This is a genomic window from Sphingomonas sp. UYP23, assembly GCF_054059235.1.
The window spans coordinates 1,930,404-1,953,737 of the sequence record NZ_JBSSBX010000001.1; the positions used below are offsets into that span (position 1 = coordinate 1,930,404).

Sequence of the window (23,334 nt, forward strand, 5' to 3'; positions counted from 1 at the left end):
CGAGCCTTACCGCTCCGTTTCGCGGTCGAGGCGCTCGAGCACGACGTCGGTCATCGCACCAGCGAACGCCATCGCTTCGCGGTCGTCGTCTACACGCGCCCATAACCACTCTCGCGTTTTGCGGGCTTCCTCCTTAAACGCCGCAGTCGTGGTGTCCGGCAACCAGAAAGTCTTCGGTCGTAACCCCCGCGCGCGGAGTGCCGCGCGACGCTTGGCGACGCGCTCGGCGCTGGTCATCGGTCGCTCCATGCCCATCGCCACGCTCCTTCCATCGAGCGTTACATGTAACGTCCAGCCCCCAGAATCACAAGATGTTTACCACTTGTTCTTGCGTACGTCTGTACTCTCGGTGCAAGCGCACACCCATGGAAACAGTCCGCGACAACAAGGCCGAGCAGGAATTCGAGCTGACCGTCGGCCGCCACCGCGCGGTCGCGGCGTACCAGATGGAAGGCGAGACGATCGTCTTCACCCACACGCTCGTGCCCAAGGCGGTGGCGGGGCACGGCGCTGCGACCAAGCTCGTCCGCGCCGCACTCGACAGCGCGCGTGACCGCGGGCTGAAGGTCATTCCGCAATGCCCGTTCGTCGCGGCCTATATCGACAAGCACCCGGAATATCGCGATTTGCTGTGAAGCGGCCGCGGTTTGGCCACCGCGCGGGTCCGTTTTGGCCCTATTCTGCCGCAAGACCTAGTACATACAGCAACAGGGCGGCCGATTATGATGATTCCCATCCGCCTGTTCCCGGTTTGCTCAGTCTTGGCGATCGGCCTCGGCGCAGCGGCGCCAGTACCGGTTCCCGATTCCGTCTATACGGTGCGCGACGATGGCGTCGTCGCGGCGAGCGTCGATAGAGCGCCTGGCACGCTGCGCATCGATCCGGGCGCACCCGCGCTGCCAATCCTGACGAAACCCTTTGCGCTTACGGCCGGCCTGAAGCCCGGAATGTTCGGCCTCCAATATAAAGTCGGCCCGAGCGCGGTGCGGGGTGTAACCGCTGTGACGCATCTCACGGTCGACGGCATGCCGGTCCGACGGCGCGTCGGCTGGTTCGACACGCCCTATGCCGCCGGCCCCGATGGCGTGATCGGCCCCGGCGGATTGCCCGCGCCGGTGGTGCGCTTCGAACTCCATCCGCCGCGCCTGGGCGAGCGCACGCTTGACCTCCCGCTGGTCGATGGCGGCGCGCTGATCGGCAATTGGGGCGGGCTGTTCGGCGAGATCATCGTCGGCGGCGTGCCGATGCGGGTGCGCTTCGACCTGCACCATCGCCTGTCGCTCGCCAGCGCCGGTGCGGCGCAGCGCATCGCGGCGGCGCAGGGTGGCGCATTGACAGGCCCGATCGACCAAGCCGAGATCGCTTTCGGGATCGCGCGGCCGGTCCGCCGCATGACGCTCGCCACCCCGTTTGCGATCGGGCCGCTGGCGCTGAACGAACTGCACGTCCGTGTCGCGGACTATGGCAATACGGCGACGATCCGCGATGCCGACGTCCCCCCGATCCCGACGAGATCATCGTGACCGGCAAGACAAAGCGCGACCCGGCGCGCGATCGACTGTCGATCGGCAGCGATGCGCTCGAACACTGCTCGTCGATCACCTTCGACAAACCCGCCAAGCGCATCCGGCTGAGCTGCCGCTAACCTTACTCGGCAGAGACCGATTCCTCGGCGCGTTCCTGTGCCTGGCGATTCCACATCTCGGCATAGAGCCCGTCCTTGCGCAGCAGCGCGGCATGGCTGCCGCGCTCGACCACTTGGCCCGCTTCGAGCACGACGATTTCGTCGGCATGCACGACGGTCGACAGTCGATGCGCGATCACGATCGTCGTGCGGCCCCGTTCGATCGCCTGGAGCGTATCGAGAATCTCTCCCTCGGTGCGGCTGTCGAGCGCCGACGTCGCTTCGTCGAGGATCAGCACCGGCGGGTTCTTGAGCAGCGTCCGCGCGATCGCGACGCGTTGCTTCTCGCCCCCCGACAGCTTCAATCCACGCTCGCCGACGCGCGTGCCATAGCCCTGCGGCTGACGCTCGATGAAGCCCGCGATCGCCGCCCCGCGCGCAGCATTCTCGATCTCGTCCTGCCCGGCACCCTCACGGCCATAGCCGATATTGTAGCCGATCGTGTCGTTGAACAGCACGGTATCCTGCGGCACGATCCCAATCGCCGAGCGCAGCGACGCCTGCGTCACCTCGGCAATGTCCTGCCCGTCGACGGTGATGCGTCCGCCGGTCAGATCGTAAAAGCGGTACAGCAGGCGCGCGAGTGTGCTCTTTCCTGCCCCCGACGGTCCGACCACCGCGAGCGTCTTGCCCGCCGGGATGTCGAGATCGATCCCCTTGAGGATCGGCATCCCCTTGTCATAGCCGAAGCGCACATCCTCGAACCGCACATGCCCGCGCGCCACCACCAGCGGCTGCGCGCCGGGCGCGTCGACCACTTCGGACGGCGTATCGATCAGGTCGAACATCGCGCCCATGTCGATCACACCCTGGCGGATTGTGCGGTACACCATGCCGAGCAGGTCGAGCGGGCGGAACAGTTGCGACAGCAAGGTCGAGACGAACACCACGTCGCCCGCCGAGAATTGCCCGCGGCCCCAGCCCCAGGCGACGAACGCCATCCCGCCGCCGAGCATCAGGTTGGTGATCAGCGCCTGCCCGACGTTCAGCCAGGCGAGCGAATTCTCCGACGTGACCGCGGCATTGGCATAGGCCGCCATCGCCGCGTCGTAGCGCTTGCCCTCGCGCTCTTCCGCGCCGAAATATTTGACCGTCTCGAAATTGAGCAGCGAATCGACCGCGTGGCTAACCGCGCCGGTGTCGAGATCGTTCATCCGCGTGCGCAAGGCGGCGCGCCAGTCGGTCACCATCCGCGTGAACCAGATGTAGGTCGCCACCATCACCACGGTCGCCGCGACCAGCCCCCAGCCGAAGCTCGAGCGGAAGATGTTGAGCACCAGCAGCAGTTCGAGGATCGTCGGCGCGATGTTGAACAGCATGAAATAGAGCATCGTATCGATGCTCTTGGTGCCGCGCTCGACGACCTTGGTGACCGCGCCCGTCCGCCGCTCGAGATGGAAGCGCAGCGACAATTGGTGGAGATGACGGAACACGCTCGCCGCCAGTCGCCGCGTCGCGTCCTGCCCGACGCGCTCGAACACCGCATTGCGCAGATTATCGAACAGGGTCGTCGAGAAGCGCGCGCCGGCATAGCCCGCGACGAGCGCGATCACGATCCACACCGCACCGCGCTGGCCCTGCGCCATGCGATCGACCGCCCATTTCAGCGTGTAGGCGCTGGCATAGACCTGCGTGACCTTCGAGGCGATGACGAGCAGCATCGCGCCGACGATCCGCGCCCGCAGGATCGGCGCGTCCTTCGGCCACAGATAGGGCAGGAAGCGCCGGAGCGTCGGAAGCATCGGCCGCTCGGGCGTGGTCGAGGAAGTGGCTGTATCGGGGGGCATCGGGTCCTCATGTAGGCGCGGTCAAGCGCGATCGAAAGCGTCTCATGGAACAAGCAGGGCGGTTCGTCGGTTTTCCTTTTGAACGGAGACGGTTATGGACCCGCTTTTCTACGTCATGGCGATCATGGGTTGCGGCGACGGCAGCTCGGCTTGTCAGCAGGCTCGCGTCGAGCAAGTGCAATACCATTCGATCGGCGAATGCCAGCGCGCGATGCCAGCAGCGCTGGCGCGCAACAGCGACGTCGATTATCCCGTGGTCACCGCTTCGTGCCGGGCGACGGGCGAGCGGATGGCGCAGACCAAGGCGATCACGACACGCGGGTGATCGGCATGGGTCGATAGCATGCTATAGCCCGCGCGACAGGAACACGGCGTGCGGAGATTGAGTGCCATCGGTATCGGAAGTTTCGTATCGCTGGTGCTCGTTGCCGCGATCGAAAGCCTGAGCGCGACGCTCTATCCGATACCGGGCGATATTACAGAAGCCGATCGCGCGACGTTGCTGGCGATGATCACCGGTATCCCGCTCCCGGCAAAACTCATCATTGTGGCAGGTTGGCTGATCGCCCCTTTCGCAGGCGTGTGGTTATGCCTTCGCATCGGCGACTGGCCGATCGGTGGCTGGCTCGTCACGGCAATCTTCCTCGTCGCCGCCATTGCCGGGCAAGTGAATGTACCCCATCCGCCGTGGATGGCGCTTTGCGCAGTGATCCTGCCGTTGCTCGGTGGATGGCTAGCGCAGCGCGTTCATCGCAAACCCTATCCGGGCGAGCCATTGCTCGGATAGAAGCGCGGCGGCGGGTTCAGCCTTCGCGGTCGATCGTCCGATTTCCGTCGTGCATCGGCAGCGCCCAGCGAATTTGCTCGCGCAGCAGTGTTTCGAGTTCCTCCGCCCCGACGACATGTGCGGTCGCGCGCTTGCGCAGCAACGCTACGAGCAGCGAAGCGCGGCTGTCGGGCGCCTGCGCGACGCGTCCGCGCGACAGAGCCTTGGCGAAGTGAACGGAGAGCGCGGTCAATGATGCAAGGCCTTTATCCAGGCCGGTAGCGTAAGCGTGCAGACGTGCAGGCGATCTCACCGAAAGTGGTTAGCGTCGCCTTCGGTATTTCGCGGGCGCGTCCAAAGCGAATAATCGCGCTGGGCCGGTGCGTATGCGCGCGCGCGCCTGCGCGCGGCGAAAAACGCCTTGCCGATCATGGCGACCTTCGCCGCACTCGACGTCGTCACGCGATCGTCCCACGCGCGCGGTCCGAGCGACGCGACACCGCGCGCAATCGCCCCATAGATGTCGGCCGCGGCGAGCACCGCCCAGGCCGAGCGGAACGACAATACCGGCGTGCCACGACGGGCGCTCGCCTCGTAGCCCGCCGCCAGTTGCGCCAGCCGCACGCCGAGCATGCCAAGCGGCGCGCGACTTTCAGGCGCCAGCAGCGTGTCGGTGCGAAGGCCCATTTCGTCGAGCCACTCCTGCGGCAGGTAGCAGCGCCCGGCACGCGCGTCCTCGGCGATGTCCCGCGAGATATTCGCAAGCTGGAAGGCGATGCCCAGGTCGCAGGCGCGATCGAGCGTGGCTTCGTCGCTCGGCGCGACCCCCATCGCGATCGCCATCATGCACCCGACCGCGCCTGCGACATGGTAGCAATATTGGTAGAGATCGGCCTCGCTCCGCGGGCGCCAGCCTTCGGCATCGAGTGCGAACCCGGCGATCAGATCGTGCGCGAGGGCAGGGGGCAGCGCGGTCTCCGCCGCGAACAGCCGGAGCGCGTCGAACGCCGGATCGCCGACAATCTCGCCCCCGAGCGCAGCGTCGGTCTTTGCCGCGATTTCCGCGAGGCGCGCGGGACCATCGTCGACCCCGGTCATGTCATGGCCGTGGTCCTGGCCATCGGCGATATCGTCGCACGCGCGGCACCAAGCGTAGAGCAACCAGGCGCGTTCGCGCGTCGGCCGATCGAACAGCTTGCTCGCCGCGGCAAAGCTCTTTGATCCGCGCGCAATCGATTCCTGCGCTGTCGCGACGATCGCATCGCGACTGGGCAAGGTGGTGGCGCTCACAAGTCTTTCGCGCCGATCTTGGTGATCGTCACGATCGGCTCATGCGCGGCCATCTGCTCGAGCAGGCCGTCGAGCCCGGTGTCGATCAGCAGGATGCCGTGGTGCTGCGGCCGGAGGAAGCCGACCTCACCCATATGGCGATAGAAAGCGACAAGATGGTCGTAATAGCCCGCGATATTGAGCAGCCCGACGGGCTTGGCATGATAGCCAATCTGCGCCCAGCTTAGCGCTTCCCACAATTCGTCCATCGTGCCGGTGCCGCCGGGCAGATTGACGAACCCATCGGACAGATCGGTGAACGCCTGTTTGCGCTGGTGCATCGTCTCGACGACGTGGAGCTCGGTCAGCCCGCGATGCGCGACCTCGGCATTGACCAACGCTTGCGGGATGATGCCGATCACCTCGCCACCAGCCTCGAGCGCGCTGTCGGCGACTGCGCCCATCAGCCCGAGCTTGCCGCCGCCATAGACCACGCCGATGCCGCGTTCGGCGAGCGTGCGGCCGACCTGGCGCGCGCATTCGATATAGATGGGGTCGGCTGGGGTAGCCGAACCGCAATAGATAGCGAGCCGCTTCATGCGCGCGTCGCCCCGGCGCAGGCCGGGGCCGCTGCGTTGCGACGGGGTGCCCCGATCAGGGCGACCCCGGCCTTCGCCGGGGTGACGGAAATGCTCATCGTTCACCTTCCAGCATCAGCGCCGCGGTCGCCTTGGCGCTTCCCACCACGCCGGGAATCCCGGCGCCCGGGTGCGTGCCGGCACCGACGAAATAGAGGTTCGGGATATGATCGTCGCGATTGTGGACGCGGAACCACGCGCTCTGCGTCAGCAGCGGCTCGAGCGAGAAGGCGCTGCCGAGATGCGCGTTGAGATCTGCTGCAAAATCGTTGGGCGCATAATGGAACTTGGTGACGATCCGATCATGGATGTCGGGGATCAGCCGCCGCCCGATCTCGTCGAGGATGCGCTTTTCGAGGATCGGGCCGATCTCGTCCCAATCGACCGGGAACTTGCCCATGTGCGGCACCGGCGCCAGCGCATAGAAGGTCGAATGCCCCTCGGGCGCCATCGACGGATCGGTGACGGTCGGATGATGGAGGTAGAGCGAGAAATCCTCGGGCAGCACGCCGTGATCGTAGATGTCGCTGAGCAGCCCTTTGTAGCGCGGCCCGAACAGGATCGTGTGGTGCGGGATCCCCGGCCAAGTCCCCGTAATCCCGAAATGGACGACGAACAGCGACGGCGAATAGCGCTTGCGCGCGAGCGCCTTCTTGGTGCGCTGCGCACTGCGCGACGATTTGAGCAGATCGCGATAGATGTGCATCACGTCGCCATTGCACGCGACCATGTCGGCATCCTGGTGCCAGCCGCTCGCGGTGGTGACCCCGGTCGCGCGGTCGCCGAGCGTTGCGATGTCGACCGCGGCGTCGCCCAATCGCAGAACGCCGCCGAGCCGTTCGAAATGCGTGACCATTCCGTCGATCAGCTTGCTCGTCCCGCCCATCGCGAACCACACGCCGCCGTCTTTTTCGAGCTTGTGGATCAGCGCGTAGATCGCGCTCGTGTTCATCGGGTTGCCGCCGACGAGCAGCGTATGGAACGACAGCGCCTGGCGGAGATGCTCGTCCTTCACGTAACTCGACACGATCGAATAGACCGAGCGCCACGCCTGATATTTGGCAAGCGGCGGCGCCGCCTTGATCATCGACGCGAAGTCGAGAAACGCGACATGGCCAAGCTTGCGATAGCCCTCTTCGTACACGCCAGCGGCATATTCGAGGAACTTGGCATAGCCCGCGACATCGTCGGGGTTGAGCTTGGCGATCTCGGCGTTGAGTGCGGGTTCGTCGTTCGAATAATCGAACACCGTGCCGTCGGGCCAGTTGAGCCGGTAGAACGGGGTGACCGGCGCGAGCGTCACGTCGTCGGCCATGTCGCGGCCGGTCAGCGCCCACAATTCCTCCAGGCACGGCGGATCGGTGATCACGGTCGGCCCGGCGTCGAATACGAAGCCGTCTTTTTCCCAGACGTACGCACGGCCCCCGGCCTTGTCGCGTGCCTCGAGCAGCGTCGTCTCGATTCCCGCGGATTGCAGTCGGATCGCGAGCGCCAGCCCGCCAAAGCCCGCGCCGATCACGATCGCCGTGCGGGCCTGCGCGCGCACCGGGTGCGAACTCATGCCTTCACCCCGCCTGGCAGCACGCCGATCGCGCGCAACGCGCGGCTGATCGGTACCGGCGGCTTGCCGGTCAGGATCCGTGCCTTGTCCATCATCGTCGATCGTCCTGCGTAGAAGCGCCGCACCAGGCGCGGGTCGAGCCGGTAGAAGCGTTCGAGAATGCGATAGCGTTCCTCAGGCTCGGCCGCGCGGAACAGCATCTTGTCGAGCATACGGTAGAAGCCGCGGGCCTGCCATGTGCTTCGTGCGTGGTCGTACGTCAGGCTGTGCAGCGCCGCGCCCGAAAAATCGCGCGCGTCGGCGATCAACGCGGCGAGCCGCACCGCATCGGGCAGCGAATAGCCCGTCGTCGGATGGAACAGCCCCGCGCGCATCCCCGCCTTGGCGACCTTGTTGCCGCCGGATTGCCAATAGGCCTCGAAATCGCCGCCCATCGTCACTGGCAGGACGCCCGATTCCTCGCGGATGATCGTATGCGTCGCCCAGCCATGCGCCGCGGCATAGGCCCGCACGCGATCCGCGATCGGGTCGGCGTTGCTGCCGCTGCCGGGCTGCGGCCGGTACAGATCGGGGGTGTCGCTGTAATAGGTGTCCTCGACGAACAGGCGGGTCGGCGAGAAGGGCAGCGTGTAGACGAAGCGATAGCCATCGATCTGATCGACCGTCGCGTCCATCACGATCGGACGCGTGAGGCCATGCGGCGCATCGAGCTCGAATTCGATCCCGACAAATTTCTGCCAGCCCAGATCGAGCAGCCCCAGATCGCCGGGCCCGCGAGTGTCGATCACGCCCTTCGCCTCGAGCCGATCGCCATCGGCGAACACCACCGCGGTCGGGCCTGCGGCAAGCACCTTGCGCCCGGTCATCAACGCGTGCGCCGGCAGCGCGGCGCGCAGCGTTGCGTCGAGCCGGGCGGATTCGATCGAATGATAGGCACTGTCGAGCGTCCGGGCGTGCGCCGGGAAGGCAATGTCATACCCTTGCCAACTATAGCTGACGAGCGGCGCGACGATCCAGCGATCGGCGTCGCGAACGTCGCTGGCGAAGAACGACCAGAGGTGGTTGCCGCCGAAGGTATCCGACCGCTCGACGATCCGCACATCGAGCCCGGGGTGTCGCTTGGCGAGCGCCAGCGCGATCAGCCCGCCGGCCAGCCCGCCACCAACGATGGCGATGTCGCAGGAGAGGGTCGCTGGCATGACCAAGGCGATAGCCGAAATGCCGCGCCGTGCAAACGGATCGGGTCGATCGTGGGGCTTACGGGTGCGGGGCGAATCTCGCTGACTTGCTCGCCGCTCTCGGTTAGACTGCGGGCATGCTTCTCGCGATCCTTGCTTCCGCGCTCGCCATGTCGCTGATCGTCGGCGTGCGCTACCTGATCGTGTCGGGGGCATTCGCGGCGGCAACACGCGCGAAGCATCCCGGCCTCTATACCGGCCTGTCGACGCAAATGCGCCGCGAGGTCGCGTGGAGCCTCGCCTCGGCGCTGATCTATGGCGTACCCGCCGGGATCGTCGCCTGGGGGTGGAAGACGCTCGGCTGGACGCGGATCTATGCCGACATCCACGCCTTTCCGTTATGGTATGCCCCGCTTTCGGTGCTGCTCTATCTGTTTGCGCACGATACGTGGTTCTATTGGACCCATCGCTGGATGCACCAGCCGAGCGTATTCAAACTCGCTCATGCAGTGCACCACGAAAGCCGTCCGCCGACCGCCTGGGCGGCGATGGCGTTCCATCCGATCGAGGCGATCACCGGCGCTGTGATAATTCCGCTACTGGTCTTCCTTATTCCCATCAATATCGGCTGCCTCGGCTTGGTCCTCGCGATCATGACGGTTATGGGGGTTACCAATCATATGGGGTGGGAGGTATTTCCCCGGTTCATGTGGAAGGGCCCAGTGGGAGCATGGCTGATCACGGCCAGCCACCACCAACGCCACCACGATCTCTATCGAGGAAATTATGGTCTCTATTTCCGTTTCTGGGATCGGCTCTGCGGCACCGACAAGGGCGTCGGCGATTTTGTCAAAGCGCATGCGCAAGCTCGCCTGCGTCAGCGGCGCGGGGGCGGCGGTGTTGCTGGCGCTGCCGGGCGCGGTGGCGACGAGTGAGCTGTCGGTCGATCTCGTCAATCTGCGGTCGCACAAGGGTTCGGTGCGGATCTGCCTGACCGCCGATCCCGACAATTTCCCCGCCTGTATCGACGATGCGCAGGCCGTGACACGCTCGATCCCTGCGACCGCCGCCAGTCTCAGCTTCGAAGGGCTGGCGCATGGCGATTATGCCGTCGCGGTGATCCATGACGAGAACAACAATCGCAAGCTCGACACCTTTGCCGGTATTCCGCGCGAAGGGTTTGGTTTTTCGCGCAATCCCGCAGTGAGTTTTGGCCCGCCACGCTTCGCCGCGGCCCGTTTCACCTTGACGAGTGATGCCGATCGGCAACAGATCAGAATGCGTTATTTGCTTTGACCGTTGCTATACGGACCCAAAGCGTTGCGCGGGCGTTACGGCCCCAAATCCTTAGCTTTCGGAGCTGCCCCGTGATCGATCGTCGTCTTCTCGTTTCCGCCACTGCACTGCTTTTGGCGAGTGCAGCCCCCGCCTTTGCGCAAAGCACACCCCCGGCGCCCGCCGACAACGATCAGATCGCCGCCGATTTCAACAAGGATTCCGTGACGGTCGCCGTGGCCGGCGCCTATCTGCCCGATTATGACGGCTCGAACGATTACCGCTTCGTGCCCGCGCCCGCCGCGATCGGCTCGGTCAAGGGCTTCAACTTCTCGGTGATCGGCAACCGCGCGAGTATCGATCTGATCCCGAACCGCCCGGGCCAATCGATCGATCTGCAGTTCGGCCCGGTCGGCGTGATCAATTTCGATCGCTCGAGCCTCAAGAACATCGACGACGTCCGCGTCCGCGCGCTGGGCAAGCGCAGCACTACGCTCGAACTCGGTGGCTATGTCGGGATCGGCAAGACCGGCGTCATCACCAGCCCCTACGACAAGGTGTCGGTCTCGGTCAGCTATCGCAAAGGCGTGACCGGCGCGCATAACAGCGGGATCTGGCAGCCGAGCTTTACCTATCTGACGCCGCTCAGCCGCAAGGCCGCGGTGGGCATCCTCGCATCCGCACAGCATGTCGGGCAGGGCTATGCCGATACCTATTTCAGCATCACCCCGACGCAGAGCCTGGCCAGCGGCCTGCCGACCTATGCCGCGCGCTCGGGCTGGAAGAACTATTCGCTTGGCGGCTTTGCAACCTATTCGCTGACCGGCAATCTGCTGCACGGCGTCAAGGTCATTGCCGGCGGCACCTATTCGCGCTCGCTGGGCGATTTCTCTTACAGCCCGATCGTGCGCATCGCGGGCTCGCCCAACCAGTGGCTCGGCGCGGTCGGTCTCGCTTACACCTTCTAAACCCTTCTCGATTCAGCCGATATTCAGAATCCGTCGTGGAGCGCCCGTGGCCGCCCCACGGCGGATTTTGTCTTTTCCGCCTGCCGTCGTTATTGTCCGACGTGTCACCTATTCTGGCCTTGCGCCGTCGTGCGCGAGGTGCCACGCCAGCGGCGCAATCTAGCGTTTCAAGCAAGAGGGTTCGCCCCAATGAACGACACCGAAGACCAGTTGATCGAGCGCCTCGAAGCCCACACCGATCGTCGGAACGAACGCCGTGAATTCTTCCGCACCGCGCTCGGCGCTGGCGCGGTTGCCGCGGTCGGCGCCGCCGCCGTCGCGGTCGGCACCAGCGCGTCTGCTCAGGCGACCGCGGAAACCGACATCCTCAACTTCGCGCTCAACCTCGAATATCTCGAGGCGCAATTCTATTCCTACGCCGTGTTCGGTACGGGCCTGGCCAACAGCCAGCTGACCCCCGGAAGCGCCAGCACGACGACGCAAGGGGCGGTCACCGGTGGTCGCCAGGTCAGCTTCAGCGACCCGCTCGTCGCGCAATATGCGCGCGAGATCGCGGGCGACGAAACGCAGCACGTCGCTTTCCTGCGCAGCCAGCTCGGCACCGTCGCGGTCGCGCAGCCCGCGATCGACATCGGCAGCACCGCAACCAGCGCCTTTACGGTCGCCGCGCGCGCCGCCGGTCTCGCGACGAATGCGAGCGGCGCAGTCGACAATGTCAACGGCACCTTCGATCCCTACGCCAATGACCAGAACTTCCTGCTCGCCGCCTTCCTGTTCGAAGATGTCGGCGTGACGGCGTATAAGGGCGCGGCGTCGCTGCTGACGACCAAGACCTATATCGATGCCGCCGCCGGCATCCTCGCCGCCGAGGCCTATCACGCCTCGATCATCCGCACCGTGCTCTACAGCAAGGGCCTGGCGACGCCGTCGCTGCGCACCGCGGCCGGCGCGATCTCGGACGTGCGCGACAAGCTCGACGGTACGTCGGACGACGATCAGGGCATCGCCTCGGCAGTGGTGGCGAACAGCCAGCTCGCAGCGCTCAATGGTCTGACGGCATCGAACATCGTGCCGACCGGGCTCGATGGCATCGCCTATGGCCGCAGCACCGCCAACGTCCTCAACATCGTCTATCTCAATAGCCTGGCGGTGGCGAAGGGCGGCTTCTTCCCGAACGGGCTCAATGGCTCGATCGTGACCAGCGCCGCGAACTGATCCGTCCACATCTTCAAGCTTGCCCGAACGGGAGTTCCCCCAGTGATCGATAGCGACATCCTCTTGCAGGTTCTCGACGCCGGCGAACGCCGCCGCGCCGAACGCCGTAATTTCCTGCGCAGCGCGGGCGTGGCCTCCCTCGCCGTCGGCGGCGCTTCGCTGTTGTCGGCTTGCGGCGGCTCGTCGAGCGGCACTGATTCGTCAGCGACCGATACCAGCACGCCGACTCCGAGCCCAAGCTCGACCAGCACGCTGCAGGACCAGGACACGCTCAATTTCGCGCTCAACCTCGAGTATCTCGAAGCGCAATTCTACAGCTACGCCGTCACCGGCGCCGGCCTGCCCAACGTGTTGATCGCGAAGGGCGATGGCAACCAGACCGTCCAGGGCACCGTGACGGGCGGCCGCAAGGTCAGCTTCACGGATCCGATCGTCCAGCAATATGCGATCGAGATCGCCGCGGATGAAGTCGCGCACGTCGCCTTTCTGCGCTCGGCGCTTGGCGCTGCGACGGTCGCCATGCCTTCGATCAACATCGATGGGGGCGCCAACGGTGCTTTCTCGGCGGCTGCGCGCGCGGCGGGGATCGCGACCACCAACGGTGTCGTCGATAGCGTCAACGGCACGTTTGACCCGTATGCCAGCGACGAGAATTTCCTGCTCGGCGCGTTCATCTTCGAAGATGTCGGCGTGACTGCTTACAAGGGCGCTGCGCAAACGATCAACACGACGCTGTTGCTCGATGCCGCTGCGGGCATCCTTGCGACCGAGGCGTATCATGCCGGCCTGATTCGCACCGTGCTCTATTCGAAGGGCCTCGCCACCCCGAGCCTGCGCGTCAATGCCGGCCTGATCAGCAACGCGCGCGACAGCCTCGATGGCACGAGCGACATCGATCAGGGCATTACCGGGGATTCGGTCACCTCGAACCTCGTACCCGTCGATGCCAACGGGCTCGTCTACGGCCGCACCGCGGGCCAGGTGCTCAATGTCGTCTATCTTAACAAGAATGCCGTGGTCGGCGGGGGCTTCTTCCCCAACGGCCTCAACGGCAACATCCGCACCAGCGCAGCAAACTAGTTGCACGCGGCGCGCGAGCGCCTAGACTGACGCCATTCCCCGGGGGGCTGCTGATCGGCGGCTGAGAGGGGGGCACGAGCCCCCGACCCGCATCAACCTGATCCCGTTAATACGGGCGTAGGGAGGGAGCGGTGTCCATCGGGAAACCGTCTTTGCTCCGTGCGATATTGGAGCGAAGAGCATGGCCGACCTTCTCGCACGCACTGAAATCGGTGTGACCACCGGCCCGATCCGGGGCTCGCGCAAGATCCACGTTCCATCGGCGGCGATTCCTGGTCCGGGTGTCGCCATGCGCGAAATCGTGCTCGAGCCGTCCTGTGGTGAGCCGCCGCTGCGCGTCTACGACACGTCGGGACCCTATACCGACCCCAAGGCGCGGATCGACATCAATCTCGGCTTGCCGACGCTGCGGCGCGACTGGATCCTCGCCCGCGGCGATGTCGAGGACTACGCCGCGCGGGAAATTCGCCCGGAAGACAACGGCTTGACCGGGCCGGACCGTTCGGCGGGGGTGCCGCAATATCCAAACGTCGTGAAGCGTCCGCTAAGGGCACGCGCAGGCGCTAATGTCAGCCAGATGCACTATGCGCGGCGCGGCATCATTACGCCGGAGATGGAATATGTTGCGATCCGCGAAAATCTCGGGCGCGCGGCGGCAAAGGAAGCGCTGATCCGCGACGGCCAGGACTTCGGCGCGTCGATGCCCGATTACGTCACCCCCGAATTCGTCCGCGACGAGATCGCACGGGGCAGGGCGATCATCCCCAACAACATCAACCATCCCGAATCCGAACCGATGGCGATCGGCCGCAACTTCCTGGTCAAGATCAACGCCAATATCGGCAACTCCGCCGTTGCGAGCAACGTCGCGGCCGAAGTCGACAAGATGGTCTGGTCGATCCGCTGGGGTGCCGACACGGTGATGGACCTGTCCACGGGCCGCAACATCCACGACACGCGCGAATGGATCCTGCGCAATTCGCCCGTTCCGATCGGCACCGTGCCGATCTACCAGGCGCTCGAAAAGGTCGGGGGCGTTGCCGAGGATCTGACCTGGGACATCTTCCGCGATACCCTCATCGAACAGGCCGAGCAGGGCGTCGATTACTTCACGATCCATGCCGGCGTGCGTCTCGCTTACATCCCGATGACCGCCAAACGCGTCACCGGCGTCGTCTCGCGCGGCGGGTCGATCATGGCGAAATGGTGCCTCGCGCATCACAAGGAGAGCTTCCTCTACGAGCGCTTCGACGAGATTACCGAGATCATGAAGGCGTATGACATCGCATACTCGCTCGGCGACGGTCTGCGCCCCGGCTCGATCGCCGATGCGAACGACGAAGCGCAGTTCAGCGAGCTTTATACGCTCGGCGAACTCACCCACCGCGCCTGGAAAAGCGACGTCCAGGTGATGATCGAAGGCCCCGGCCATGTGCCGATGCACAAGATCAAGGAAAATATGGAGAAGCAGCTCGAAGTGTGCGGAGAGGCGCCGTTCTACACCTTGGGGCCGCTCACCACCGATATCGCACCGGGCTACGACCATATCACCAGCGGTATCGGTGCTGCGATGATCGGTTGGTACGGCACCGCGATGCTCTGTTACGTCACGCCGAAGGAGCATCTCGGGCTGCCAGACCGGGACGACGTCAAGGTCGGCGTGGTGACCTACAAGCTCGCCGCGCACGCTGCCGATCTCGCCAAGGGTCATCCCGCCGCCAAGATGCGTGACGATGCGGTCAGCCGCGCGCGCTTCGAATTCCGCTGGCGCGATCAGTTCAACCTGTCGCTCGATCCCGACACGGCCGAGCTCTATCACGACGAAACGCTGCCCGCCGAAGGCGCGAAGACCGCGCATTTCTGTTCGATGTGCGGTCCTAAATTCTGCTCGATGAAGATCACGCAGGAAGTGCGCGATTTCGCCGCCAAGCAGAACCAGTCCGCGGCAAGCTTTCTGGCGGCGACGCCGCCGGTCGACGCGGCCGATGCCGAGCGTGCGGCATTCGCGCGTGGTGCGCAGGCAGAGGCGGGGATGGCCGAGATGAGCGCTGCGTTCAAGGCGCAGGGCAGCGAGCTCTATCTGCCCGCGGCGGAATAATCCGCGAACCGGCGGAGGCCAAACGCGTCCGCCGGTTGCCCCCTCGCTAGATTCGTTCGCCGGTCAGCCGCTGACAGACCATGTCGAGCTGATCGAGCGTCGAATAGGATAGTGTCAGCGTACCGCCCTTGGCGCTATGCGCCACACGCACCGACAGGCCTAGCAGGTCGGCCAGCTGATGCTCGAGCGCTGCGAGATCGGGATCACGACCCTCGGTGTCGCGCTGGCCCCGCGGCGCCGGCTTGGCGGCTCGCGCCATGCGCTCGGTATCGCGTACCGAAAGCCCGCGTGCGACAACTTGATCCGCGAGCGTCTCGACGTCCGGCGCACCGATCAGCGCCCTGGCATGCCCCATCGTCAGCGCACCATTGACGACTCGTTCCTGAACTGGGGTGGGTAATTCGAGCAGACGCAGCAGATTGGCGATGTGACTGCGCGATTTGTTGACCAGCTTACCAAGCGCCTCCTGGGTATGGCCGAAATCCTCGATCAGCCGATGATAGGCCTCGGCCTCTTCGATCGCGTTGAGATCCTGCCGCTGGATATTCTCCACCAACGCGACTTCGAGCGTCTCGGTATCATCGAACGCGCGCACGATGACGGGCACTTCGTGGAGCCGCGCACGCTGCGCCGCACGCCAGCGGCGCTCGCCGGCGACGATCTGATAGCCGGTCCCGTGCGGCCGGACGACGATCGGTTGGAGCACTCCGCGCAGCGCAATCGACTGCGCCAGCTCCTCGAGCGCCGCTTCGTCGAAATGGCGGCGCGGCTGGCCCGGGTGCGGGGTCAGCGATCCGACCGGGAGGGAACGCACGCCGGGAGAGGCATTCTCCTTGCCCTCGCCAACGGGCTCTTCGCGCGCGAGGTCCCCCATCAGGGCATTGAGACCACGGCCCAAGCCCGACCGGGGCTTAGGGCGCGAGACTGGAGGAATCGTCGAGTCGGTCATGCGGCCCTTGCCGGTTGCGGGGTATCGAGAGCGGGCAGGCGTGCGATCAGCTCGCGAGCGAGGGCGATATACGCTTCGGAGCCAGGGCAGCGATAATCGTAAATCAGGGCCGGCAGGCCATGGCTTGGCGCTTCGGACAGGCGGACGTTGCGCGGGATGACGGTGTCGAAGACCACCCGGCCGAGCACGGCACGCACGTCGTTCGAGACCTGATCGGTGAGCCGGTTGCGCCGGTCGTGCATCGTCAGCGCGACCCCCATGATCGACAGCGCCGGGTTGAACCGCTCGCGGATCCGCTCGACGGTGCTGAGCAGCTGGCTAAGCCCCTCAAGCGCGAAGAATTCGCACTGCAGCGGCACGAGCAGCGAGTTCGACGCAACCATCGCATTGAGGGTAAGCAGACCGAGCGAAGGCGGGCAATCGATCAGCACGACATCCCAGCGATGATCGGACCGTGCGAGGGCGCGCGACAGGCGATGCGTCCGCTCCTCATATTCCACCAATTCGATCTCAGCGCCCGACAGATCGACTGTCGCCGGGACGATGTCGAGTTTCGGGACGCAGGTCGGAATCGCAGCGACTTCGATCGACGTTTCGCCGAGCAGGATATCGTAGGTCGAATGATGCCGGTCCGCCCGAGCGATGCCAAGCCCGGTCGAGCAATTCCCTTGTGGATCCAGATCGAGGAGAAGCACGCGCAGCCCGGTCGCGGCGAGTGCGGTGCCGAGGTTGATCGCGGTCGTCGTTTTTCCGACCCCGCCCTTCTGGTTCGCGACGGCAATCACGTTCATCGGCGTGTGACCCTTGATGCGAGAACGATCAGTGAGTCGGGATCGGTTACACTGTGTTCCACGTGAAACACCCCGTCCCAGACCTGCTGCGCCGCGGCGACATCCGCCAGCGCCGACCGTCCTTTTGGCAGAATCCAGCACGTTGCGGAAGACGCACACTTCGCACCCCATGCAAAAAGACTGTCCAACGATGCTACGGCGCGCGCCGAAATAATTCCGGCATCGACCGCAACGTCCTCGATCCTCGCGGCTTTGACCGTGACCCGATCACTTATCCCCATCGCGTCTGCCGCATCCGAGAGGAAATCTGCGCGCCGTCGGCGAGGCTCCACGAGCCAGACGGGGCGCTCGGTAAGCGATGCGACGACCAGCCCCGGAAAACCCGCCCCGCTTCCGATATCGAGCCACAGTCGGTCATCTTGCGGTGCAAGTCGCACGAGCTGCGCCGAATCGACGATATGTCGCGTCCACATCGCCTCGAGCGTCGATGGTGCAATAAGGTTCTGTCGGGTGCTTTCGGCACGAACGATTTCGATCAGCTGGAGCATCGCCGTCACCGCGGGCCCGCCGAAGCTGTGCTCGACCCAGTCGCGCGCTTCGTCCTCGGTCACGCGGCCTTCTTCCGAATTTGCAGCAGGATCGCGGTCAGCGCCGCCGGCGTTATGCCACGGATCCGCTCCGCTGCCGCCAGCGTGGCAGGCCGAGCGGTTTCGAGGCGTTCGATCATCTCGCTCGACAGGCCGGGAACGCTCGCGAACCGCAGAGCATCGGGCACCACGATCGCGTCATGCGATCGCATCGCGGCGACCTCCGACTCCTGACGTGCGAGATAGGGAGCGTATCGCGCATCTTCGGCGGCTTCGGCCAGCAGGTCCGGGGCTATCCGGTCGATCAGGTCGGGCGCGACCATCTCAAGCGAAACCCCCGCGACACGAAGCCACGCCGCGCCCGTACGCCGTTCGGGATCGCCTGCGATCGATGCACCGCGTGCCACGAGATGCTCGCTCGGCACGGTCTGGTCGAGCGTCTGCTCGATCTCCGCACGGCGATCGATTCGTTCGGTAAGGCGCTCGGTGCGCGCTGCGGAGAGGCACCCGATCTCGGCTGCGATCGGGCTCAGCCGCGTTTCCGCGTTATCGGCGCGGAGGCGTAGCCGATATTCCGCACGGGCAGTCAGCATCCGATAGGGCTCTGTAATGCCCTGAAGGACGAGATCGTCGATCATCACGCCGAGATAGGAGGACGCACGGTCGAGCACGACATCCGCCAGATCAAGCGCCCGCGCTGCGGCGTTGAGGCCGGCGAGCAGACCCTGACCGGCAGCCTCCTCATACCCGGTCGTCCCGTTGATCTGGCCGCAACAGAACAGGCCTTCGAGCGCCCGCACCTCGAGCGTCGCCGATAAAGCGCGCGGATCGATATGGTCATATTCGACTGCATAGCCCGGCGTCAGCATCATTGCGGTTTCGAGCCCCGGGATCGAGCGGAGCATCGCTGCCTGGATATCGACGGGGAGCGAGGTGGAGATGCCGTTGGGATAGATCGTCGGGTCGTCGAGACCTTCGGGTTCGAGGAAGATCTGATGGCCATCGCGGTCGCCGAAGCGGTGGATCTTGTCTTCGATCGACGGACAATAGCGCGGCCCGGCACCGCCAATTGCGCCGCCAAACAACGGCGAACGGTCGAGCCCGGACCGGATGATATCGTGGGTCTGCGGGGTCGTCCGCGTGATCGCGCAATGCAGCTGGGGCAGGGGGCGTTGCCCCGACATGGGCGACATTGTCCACGGCTCGGCATCGCTCTCCTGCTGCGCCAGTTGCGCCCAGTCGATCGTGCGGCCGTCTAGCCGTGGCGGCGTCCCCGTCTTGAGCCTGGCCATCGGCAGGTTGGCGGCGCGCAGCTGCTGCGCGAGCAACGAGGCGCCGGCTTCACCAACCCGTCCGCCCTCCGATCGCTCCTCGCCGCAGAACATTCGGCCGCCAAGAAACGTGCCGGTCGCGAGCACGACCGCGCGGGAGGGGAGCACGGTATCGTCGGAGAGACGAACGCCGGCGATGGTTCCGCTCGCGCTCAGCTGGAGACCTGCGACTTCGCCGTCGATAATCTCGAGGTTGCTTTGCTGGGCAAGCATCGCCTGGATCGCGGCTGCATACCGCCGGCGATCGGCCTGGACGCGTGGTCCTTGAACGGCCGGACCTTTGCTGCGGTTGAGCATCCGATAATGGATACCCGCCGCGTCGGTCGCGCGGGCCATCAGGCCGTCAAAGGCATCGACCTCTCGAACGAGGTGACCCTTACCAAGCCCGCCAATCGCGGGATTGCACGACATGGCGCCGACTCTGGTCCGATCGAACGTTATCAGCGCAGTTCTTGCGCCACCGCGAGCGGCCGCGGCGGCAGCCTCTGTGCCGGCGTGCCCGCCACCCACTATGATGACGTCAAAATTCTTCATGCAATCGCGCTAAATGGGTGGGCGCGATCTGTCAAAGTCCGCTGTTCCACGTGGAACATCATTTGCCGATACAGAAGCGCGAGAAGATCGCATCGAGAACATCCTCGGTGCCCGTCCGCCCGGTTACCGCATCCAGCGCCCGAATGGCGCATCGCACCTCTTCGGCAACGATGAGCAAGTCTCTTTGCCGGGCCATTGCGAGGTGTTGGTGGCTCGCTCGAAGCAGCAGCCGCTGACGATCATTCGTCGCAATCGCATCCACAACCGGCAACAGCGCTGCTGCTCGCACCGCAAGCAAGGTCCAGAGCGCAGCGATCCCGCCTTCGGTCGCTGCGGAAACGACGAGCTGCGTGAACGCAGGGGGGGTCGATCGTTCCGGAAGATCGGCGCGCGCATGGATCGCGATATGGCCGGGATCCAAAGTTGGGGTGTCACCGAGCCAGAGCACAATATCCGCGGACTCAATCGCGGCGGCGGCGCGCGCTACGCCGATCTCCTCAACGATATCGTTCGGGGTATCGGTCAGCCCTGCGGTGTCGGTGAGCAAATAGGCAATTCCGTCGCGCGTCACGGCGGCCTCGATTCTATCCCGCGTCGTCCCGGAGAGCGGCGAAACGATTGCGACATCGCGCCCGGTCAGCACGTTGAGCAAGGTCGACTTGCCGCTATTGGGCGGACCCGCGATCACGACGCGCACGCCGTCGTGCAAACGCTCGACCGGCGGCGCCGCCAACACCGCCGCCATCGCGTCGGCGATGGTCGCAATGTCCGCGCCAATCGCATCCGTCGCTTCGTCGGGAACATCGTCCTCGTCGGAAAAGTCGAGCTGGGCTTCGATCCGTGCGGCGACCCCGACAAGTCGATCCGACCACGCTTCAATAATCGTCCGCAGACCACCTTCGGCCATCCGCAATGCCGCGCGCCGCTGCGTCTCGGTCTGGGCGTTGAGGAGATCGCCAAGGCCTTCGGCCGCGGTGAGATCGAGCACGCCGTTGGTCAGCGCACGCCGCGTGAATTCGCCCGGCTGGGCAGCGCGCAACCCCGGCTGCGCTGCCAGCACGTCACTCACCGCCGAGACCACTGCACGACCGCCGTGGAGGTGGAATTCGACGAGATCCTCGCCCGTTGCCGTCCGTGGCGCCGGAAAGGTCAGAACGAGGGCTCGGTCGAGCGGCCGCGCATCTGCGGGATCGCACAACGTCCGAACGCTCGCACGGCGTGGCGACGGCAAGTCTCCCGCGAGCGCGATAGCGACCTTGAACGCTGCAGGTCCGCTAACCCGCAGGATCGCGATCGCCGCGGGAGGGGGGCCACTCGAACAGGCGTAGATCGTGTCGTCGCTCACGGTTATTTCGCGGCGCGCTCGAACATCGTGCGCCACAGCCCCATGCTCGCGTCGCTGACGGGCGCCCAGCTGCGCATCATGTTCTCGATCAAATCGGGGGACACCACGCCGTCCATCGAGTCGGTCATCATCGACAGATATTTCTGGTGAATGGGGGTAAGGTCGGGAAGCCCCATGAATGCGCGCGCCTCTTGCGGGGTGCAGTCGATCTCGACGTTGATCTTCATTACGGCGTCTCCGCTTGAGCCGGCACACGCGCGGCGGCATAGTCTTACCATGTATGCGCGCGATATGGCCCGGATCGCAACGCCCGTCGGGCTGATCACGATCAGCGGCGACGAGCATCGGCTTTATGCGATCACGATCGGCGGGGAGGGTGAGGAGCAGCGAGGAAGCGGTGCGCCGGTTCGTGCCGCCGTGGATCAACTGTGCGCATGGTTCGCTGGAGAACGGACGACCTTCGCGCTTCCGCTGGCGCCTGCGCGATCAGAGCGCGGCGAGGCGCTCCGACTGACGATGGTCACGATTCCCTATGGGGATACGCTAAGCTACGGCGCGCTTGCCAGGATCGCTGGATCGAGCGCACGCGCGATCGGCCAGGCGTGCGCGCGCAATCCGTTCCCGATCGTGGTGCCGTGTCACCGCGTGCTCAACGCCGCGGGAAACCTGGGCGCGTATTCGGCGGGAAAGGGGCCCGCGACCAAACAGTGGCTGCTCGATTTCGAACGGCGCGGGCGACGGGATCTGCTGCTGTGATTGCGCTAGGCGCGCATGGGCAAAGCCCATGCCGCCGATGCGAGTCTGCGGGCAGGGTGCCCGCGGCCGTGTTCGGCTATTGATTCATGCTGTCGAAGAAATCTTCGTTGGTCTTCGAATTCTTCATCTTGTCGAGCAGGAACTCCATCGAGTCGATCGTGCCCATCTGCATGAGGATGCGGCGCAGCACCCACATCTTCGACAGCTTGCTCTGATCGACCAGCAGCTCTTCCTTGCGCGTTCCCGACTTGCCGACGTCGAGCGCCGGGAAGATGCGCTTGTCGGCGACCTTGCGGTCGAGCACGATCTCGGAGTTACCCGTGCCCTTGAACTCCTCGAAGATCACTTCGTCCATCCGGCTGCCGGTATCGATCAGCGCGGTCGCGATGATCGAGAGCGAACCGCCTTCCTCGATGTTGCGTGCGGCACCGAAGAAGCGCTTCGGGCGCTGCAAGGCGTTGGCGTCGACACCGCCGGTCAGCACCTTGCCAGACGACGGGACGACGGTGTTGTAGGCACGGCCGAGACGCGTGATCGAGTCGAGCAGGATCACGACGTCCTTCTTGTGCTCGACCAGACGTTTGGCCTTTTCGATCACCATTTCGGCGACCTGGACGTGGCGCGTCGCGGGTTCGTCGAAGGTCGAGCTGACCACCTCGCCCTTGACCGAGCGCTGCATGTCGGTGACTTCCTCTGGGCGCTCGTCGATCAGCAGGACGATCAGGAAGACCTCTGGATGGTTGTCGGTGATCGCCTTCGCGATGTTCTGCAGCATCACCGTCTTGCCGACGCGCGGCGGCGCGACGATCAGTGTGCGCTGGCCCTTACCCTGCGGCGAGATGATGTCGATCACGCGCGCGCTCTTGTCCTTGACCGTCGGATCGGCAGGATCGAGCGTCAGCTTCTGCTCGGGATAGAGCGGGGTGAGGTTGTCGAAATTGACGCGATGACGGACAGCGTCGGGATTGTCGAAATTGACCGCGGTCAGCTTGGTCAGCGCGAAATAGCGTTCGCCATCCTTGGGTCCGCGGATCTCGCCCTCGACCGTGTCACCCGTGCGCAGGCCGAACTTACGGACCTGGTTGGGCGAGATGTAGATGTCGTCGGGGCCCGCCAAATAGTTAGCCTCGGGCGAGCGAAGAAAGCCGAAGCCGTCGGGCAGCACTTCGATCGTGCCGAGCCCCATGATCTCCTCGCCCTCTTCGGCCTGGACCTTGAGGATCGCGAACATCAGATCCTGCTTGCGCAGCGTCGACGCGCTCTCGATGCCGAGCTCCTCGGCCATCGCGACCAGTTCGGCCGGCTTTTTGTTCTTGAGGTCTTTGAGATGCATGGAGGGCGTCCGGGGCATAAGAATGCGAGGGGGGAGCTTCGGTCGGCGAACAGCTACGCGACGATGCTGGAGGAAGGATGCCGCAACCGAACGGGTGGACCCGCCGCATCGCGACACGAATTTCGAGATACGATCCGGCGAGGGGCGCGTCAAGGGGAGCGCACGCCGCGCGATGCGCGCCTCCCCCGG

The 23,334-nt window shown here is 65.0% G+C and carries 26 protein-coding genes and 1 riboswitch; of the genes, 12 read left to right on the forward strand and 14 right to left on the reverse strand.

Features of this window, described 5'->3' with window-relative positions; genetic code table 11:
* Positions 1 to 6: 6 nt before the first annotated feature.
* A complete protein-coding gene (locus ACVWYO_RS09540) occupies positions 7 to 237 on the reverse strand; it encodes an antitoxin MazE-like protein (protein ID WP_457350232.1) in 231 nt (76 codons plus the stop codon).
* A gap of 128 nt (positions 238 to 365) precedes the next feature.
* Between ACVWYO_RS09540 and ACVWYO_RS09545 the strand changes: the two genes are divergently transcribed.
* The 3 genes from ACVWYO_RS09545 to ACVWYO_RS09555 all read left to right on the forward strand — a co-directional run bounded on the left by ACVWYO_RS09545 (position 366) and on the right by ACVWYO_RS09555 (position 1,645).
* Positions 366 to 635 carry a GNAT family N-acetyltransferase gene (locus tag ACVWYO_RS09545; RefSeq protein ID WP_140850671.1) on the forward strand — a complete coding sequence of 90 codons (270 nt, stop codon included), beginning with the start codon at positions 366 to 368 and terminating at the stop codon, positions 633 to 635.
* Positions 636 to 722: 87 nt separating this feature from the next.
* Positions 723 to 1,523: a hypothetical protein gene (locus ACVWYO_RS09550; protein WP_457350235.1), complete on the forward strand. Its 801-nt coding sequence runs from the start codon at positions 723 to 725 to the stop codon at positions 1,521 to 1,523.
* Positions 1,520 to 1,645 (forward strand): hypothetical protein, encoded by a 126-nt coding sequence (locus tag ACVWYO_RS09555; protein WP_457350237.1) that lies wholly within the window; start codon positions 1,520 to 1,522, stop codon positions 1,643 to 1,645. The genes ACVWYO_RS09550 and ACVWYO_RS09555 overlap by 4 nt, the downstream gene beginning before the upstream one ends.
* A gap of 2 nt (positions 1,646 to 1,647) precedes the next feature.
* Here the strand turns inward: ACVWYO_RS09555 and ACVWYO_RS09560 are convergent, their stop codons facing one another.
* Positions 1,648 to 3,471, reverse strand: coding sequence for an ABCB family ABC transporter ATP-binding protein/permease (locus ACVWYO_RS09560; RefSeq protein ID WP_457350239.1), 1,824 nt, complete (start codon positions 3,469 to 3,471; stop codon positions 1,648 to 1,650).
* 94 nt (positions 3,472 to 3,565) lie between these two features.
* Between ACVWYO_RS09560 and ACVWYO_RS09565 the strand changes: the two genes are divergently transcribed.
* Entirely contained in the window at positions 3,566 to 3,796 is a 231-nt protein-coding gene (locus ACVWYO_RS09565; protein WP_457350241.1) for a hypothetical protein, read from the forward strand.
* A 48-nt stretch (positions 3,797 to 3,844) separates the two neighbouring features.
* Entirely contained in the window at positions 3,845 to 4,258 is a 414-nt protein-coding gene (locus ACVWYO_RS09570) for a hypothetical protein (protein ID WP_457350243.1), read from the forward strand.
* Positions 4,259 to 4,274: 16 nt separating this feature from the next.
* Here ACVWYO_RS09570 and ACVWYO_RS09575 read toward each other — a convergent pair whose 3' ends face one another.
* The 5 genes from ACVWYO_RS09575 to crtY form a co-directional block, all read right to left on the reverse strand.
* Complete coding sequence (locus ACVWYO_RS09575; RefSeq protein ID WP_457350245.1) at positions 4,275 to 4,490, reverse strand: hypothetical protein; 216 nt, start codon at positions 4,488 to 4,490, stop codon at positions 4,275 to 4,277.
* Between the two features lie 56 nt (positions 4,491 to 4,546).
* On the reverse strand, positions 4,547 to 5,527 hold the full coding sequence (locus ACVWYO_RS09580; RefSeq protein WP_457350247.1) for a phytoene/squalene synthase family protein: 981 nt from the start codon (positions 5,525 to 5,527) through the stop codon (positions 4,547 to 4,549).
* Entirely contained in the window at positions 5,524 to 6,105 is a 582-nt protein-coding gene (locus ACVWYO_RS09585) for an LOG family protein (protein ID WP_457350249.1), read from the reverse strand. Before ACVWYO_RS09585 ends, ACVWYO_RS09580 begins: the two co-directional genes overlap by 4 nt.
* 94 nt (positions 6,106 to 6,199) lie before the next feature.
* Positions 6,200 to 7,705 (reverse strand): phytoene desaturase, encoded by a 1,506-nt coding sequence (locus ACVWYO_RS09590; RefSeq protein ID WP_457350251.1) that lies wholly within the window; start codon positions 7,703 to 7,705, stop codon positions 6,200 to 6,202.
* Complete coding sequence (crtY, locus tag ACVWYO_RS09595) at positions 7,702 to 8,904, reverse strand: lycopene beta-cyclase CrtY (protein ID WP_457350253.1); 1,203 nt, start codon at positions 8,902 to 8,904, stop codon at positions 7,702 to 7,704. Before crtY ends, ACVWYO_RS09590 begins: the two co-directional genes overlap by 4 nt.
* 116 nt (positions 8,905 to 9,020) lie before the next feature.
* Between crtY and ACVWYO_RS09600 the strand changes: the two genes are divergently transcribed.
* From ACVWYO_RS09600 to thiC, 6 genes are all read left to right on the forward strand, one after another.
* Positions 9,021 to 9,818, forward strand: a complete 798-nt coding sequence (locus tag ACVWYO_RS09600) for a sterol desaturase family protein (RefSeq protein WP_457350255.1) — start codon at positions 9,021 to 9,023, stop codon at positions 9,816 to 9,818.
* Complete coding sequence (locus tag ACVWYO_RS09605; protein WP_457350257.1) at positions 9,742 to 10,179, forward strand: DUF2141 domain-containing protein; 438 nt, start codon at positions 9,742 to 9,744, stop codon at positions 10,177 to 10,179. Before ACVWYO_RS09600 ends, ACVWYO_RS09605 begins: the two co-directional genes overlap by 77 nt.
* Positions 10,180 to 10,250: 71 nt before the next feature.
* Complete coding sequence (locus ACVWYO_RS09610) at positions 10,251 to 11,126, forward strand: MipA/OmpV family protein (RefSeq protein WP_457350259.1); 876 nt, start codon at positions 10,251 to 10,253, stop codon at positions 11,124 to 11,126.
* Between the two features lie 189 nt (positions 11,127 to 11,315).
* Complete coding sequence (locus ACVWYO_RS09615; RefSeq protein ID WP_457350261.1) at positions 11,316 to 12,341, forward strand: ferritin-like domain-containing protein; 1,026 nt, start codon at positions 11,316 to 11,318, stop codon at positions 12,339 to 12,341.
* A 42-nt stretch (positions 12,342 to 12,383) separates the two neighbouring features.
* The gene (locus tag ACVWYO_RS09620) at positions 12,384 to 13,421 is read left to right on the forward strand and encodes a ferritin-like domain-containing protein (RefSeq protein ID WP_457350262.1); all 1,038 of its coding nucleotides are present in this window, start codon (positions 12,384 to 12,386) and stop codon (positions 13,419 to 13,421) included.
* A gap of 30 nt (positions 13,422 to 13,451) precedes the next feature.
* Positions 13,452 to 13,562, forward strand: a riboswitch (TPP riboswitch).
* 40 nt (positions 13,563 to 13,602) lie between these two features.
* On the forward strand, positions 13,603 to 15,519 hold the full coding sequence (thiC, locus tag ACVWYO_RS09625; RefSeq protein WP_457350264.1) for a phosphomethylpyrimidine synthase ThiC: 1,917 nt from the start codon (positions 13,603 to 13,605) through the stop codon (positions 15,517 to 15,519).
* Between the two features lie 46 nt (positions 15,520 to 15,565).
* On the opposite strand, the gene ACVWYO_RS09630 is transcribed toward thiC, so the two are convergent.
* The 6 genes from ACVWYO_RS09630 to ACVWYO_RS09655 all read right to left on the reverse strand — a co-directional run bounded on the left by ACVWYO_RS09630 (position 15,566) and on the right by ACVWYO_RS09655 (position 21,283).
* On the reverse strand, positions 15,566 to 16,393 hold the full coding sequence (locus ACVWYO_RS09630) for a ParB/RepB/Spo0J family partition protein (protein ID WP_457350266.1): 828 nt from the start codon (positions 16,391 to 16,393) through the stop codon (positions 15,566 to 15,568).
* A 71-nt stretch (positions 16,394 to 16,464) separates the two neighbouring features.
* Complete coding sequence (locus ACVWYO_RS09635; protein ID WP_457350268.1) at positions 16,465 to 17,259, reverse strand: ParA family protein; 795 nt, start codon at positions 17,257 to 17,259, stop codon at positions 16,465 to 16,467.
* Positions 17,256 to 17,870: a 16S rRNA (guanine(527)-N(7))-methyltransferase RsmG gene (locus ACVWYO_RS09640; protein ID WP_457350270.1), complete on the reverse strand. Its 615-nt coding sequence runs from the start codon at positions 17,868 to 17,870 to the stop codon at positions 17,256 to 17,258. The genes ACVWYO_RS09635 and ACVWYO_RS09640 overlap by 4 nt, the downstream gene beginning before the upstream one ends.
* A complete protein-coding gene (gene mnmG / locus ACVWYO_RS09645; RefSeq protein WP_457350272.1) occupies positions 17,867 to 19,711 on the reverse strand; it encodes a tRNA uridine-5-carboxymethylaminomethyl(34) synthesis enzyme MnmG in 1,845 nt (614 codons plus the stop codon). The genes ACVWYO_RS09640 and mnmG overlap by 4 nt, the downstream gene beginning before the upstream one ends.
* A 58-nt stretch (positions 19,712 to 19,769) precedes the next feature.
* The gene (gene mnmE, locus ACVWYO_RS09650; RefSeq protein ID WP_457350274.1) at positions 19,770 to 21,056 is read right to left on the reverse strand and encodes a tRNA uridine-5-carboxymethylaminomethyl(34) synthesis GTPase MnmE; all 1,287 of its coding nucleotides are present in this window, start codon (positions 21,054 to 21,056) and stop codon (positions 19,770 to 19,772) included.
* Between the two features lie 2 nt (positions 21,057 to 21,058).
* Positions 21,059 to 21,283: a DUF6489 family protein gene (locus ACVWYO_RS09655; RefSeq protein WP_140850651.1), complete on the reverse strand. Its 225-nt coding sequence runs from the start codon at positions 21,281 to 21,283 to the stop codon at positions 21,059 to 21,061.
* 49 nt (positions 21,284 to 21,332) lie between these two features.
* On the opposite strand from ACVWYO_RS09655, the gene ACVWYO_RS09660 reads away from it, so the two are divergent.
* The gene (locus ACVWYO_RS09660) at positions 21,333 to 21,812 is read left to right on the forward strand and encodes a methylated-DNA--[protein]-cysteine S-methyltransferase (RefSeq protein WP_457350277.1); all 480 of its coding nucleotides are present in this window, start codon (positions 21,333 to 21,335) and stop codon (positions 21,810 to 21,812) included.
* 76 nt (positions 21,813 to 21,888) lie between these two features.
* On the opposite strand, the gene rho is transcribed toward ACVWYO_RS09660, so the two are convergent.
* Positions 21,889 to 23,145, reverse strand: coding sequence for a transcription termination factor Rho (gene rho, locus ACVWYO_RS09665; protein ID WP_140850649.1), 1,257 nt, complete (start codon positions 23,143 to 23,145; stop codon positions 21,889 to 21,891).
* Between the last annotated feature and the right edge of the window lie 189 nt (positions 23,146 to 23,334).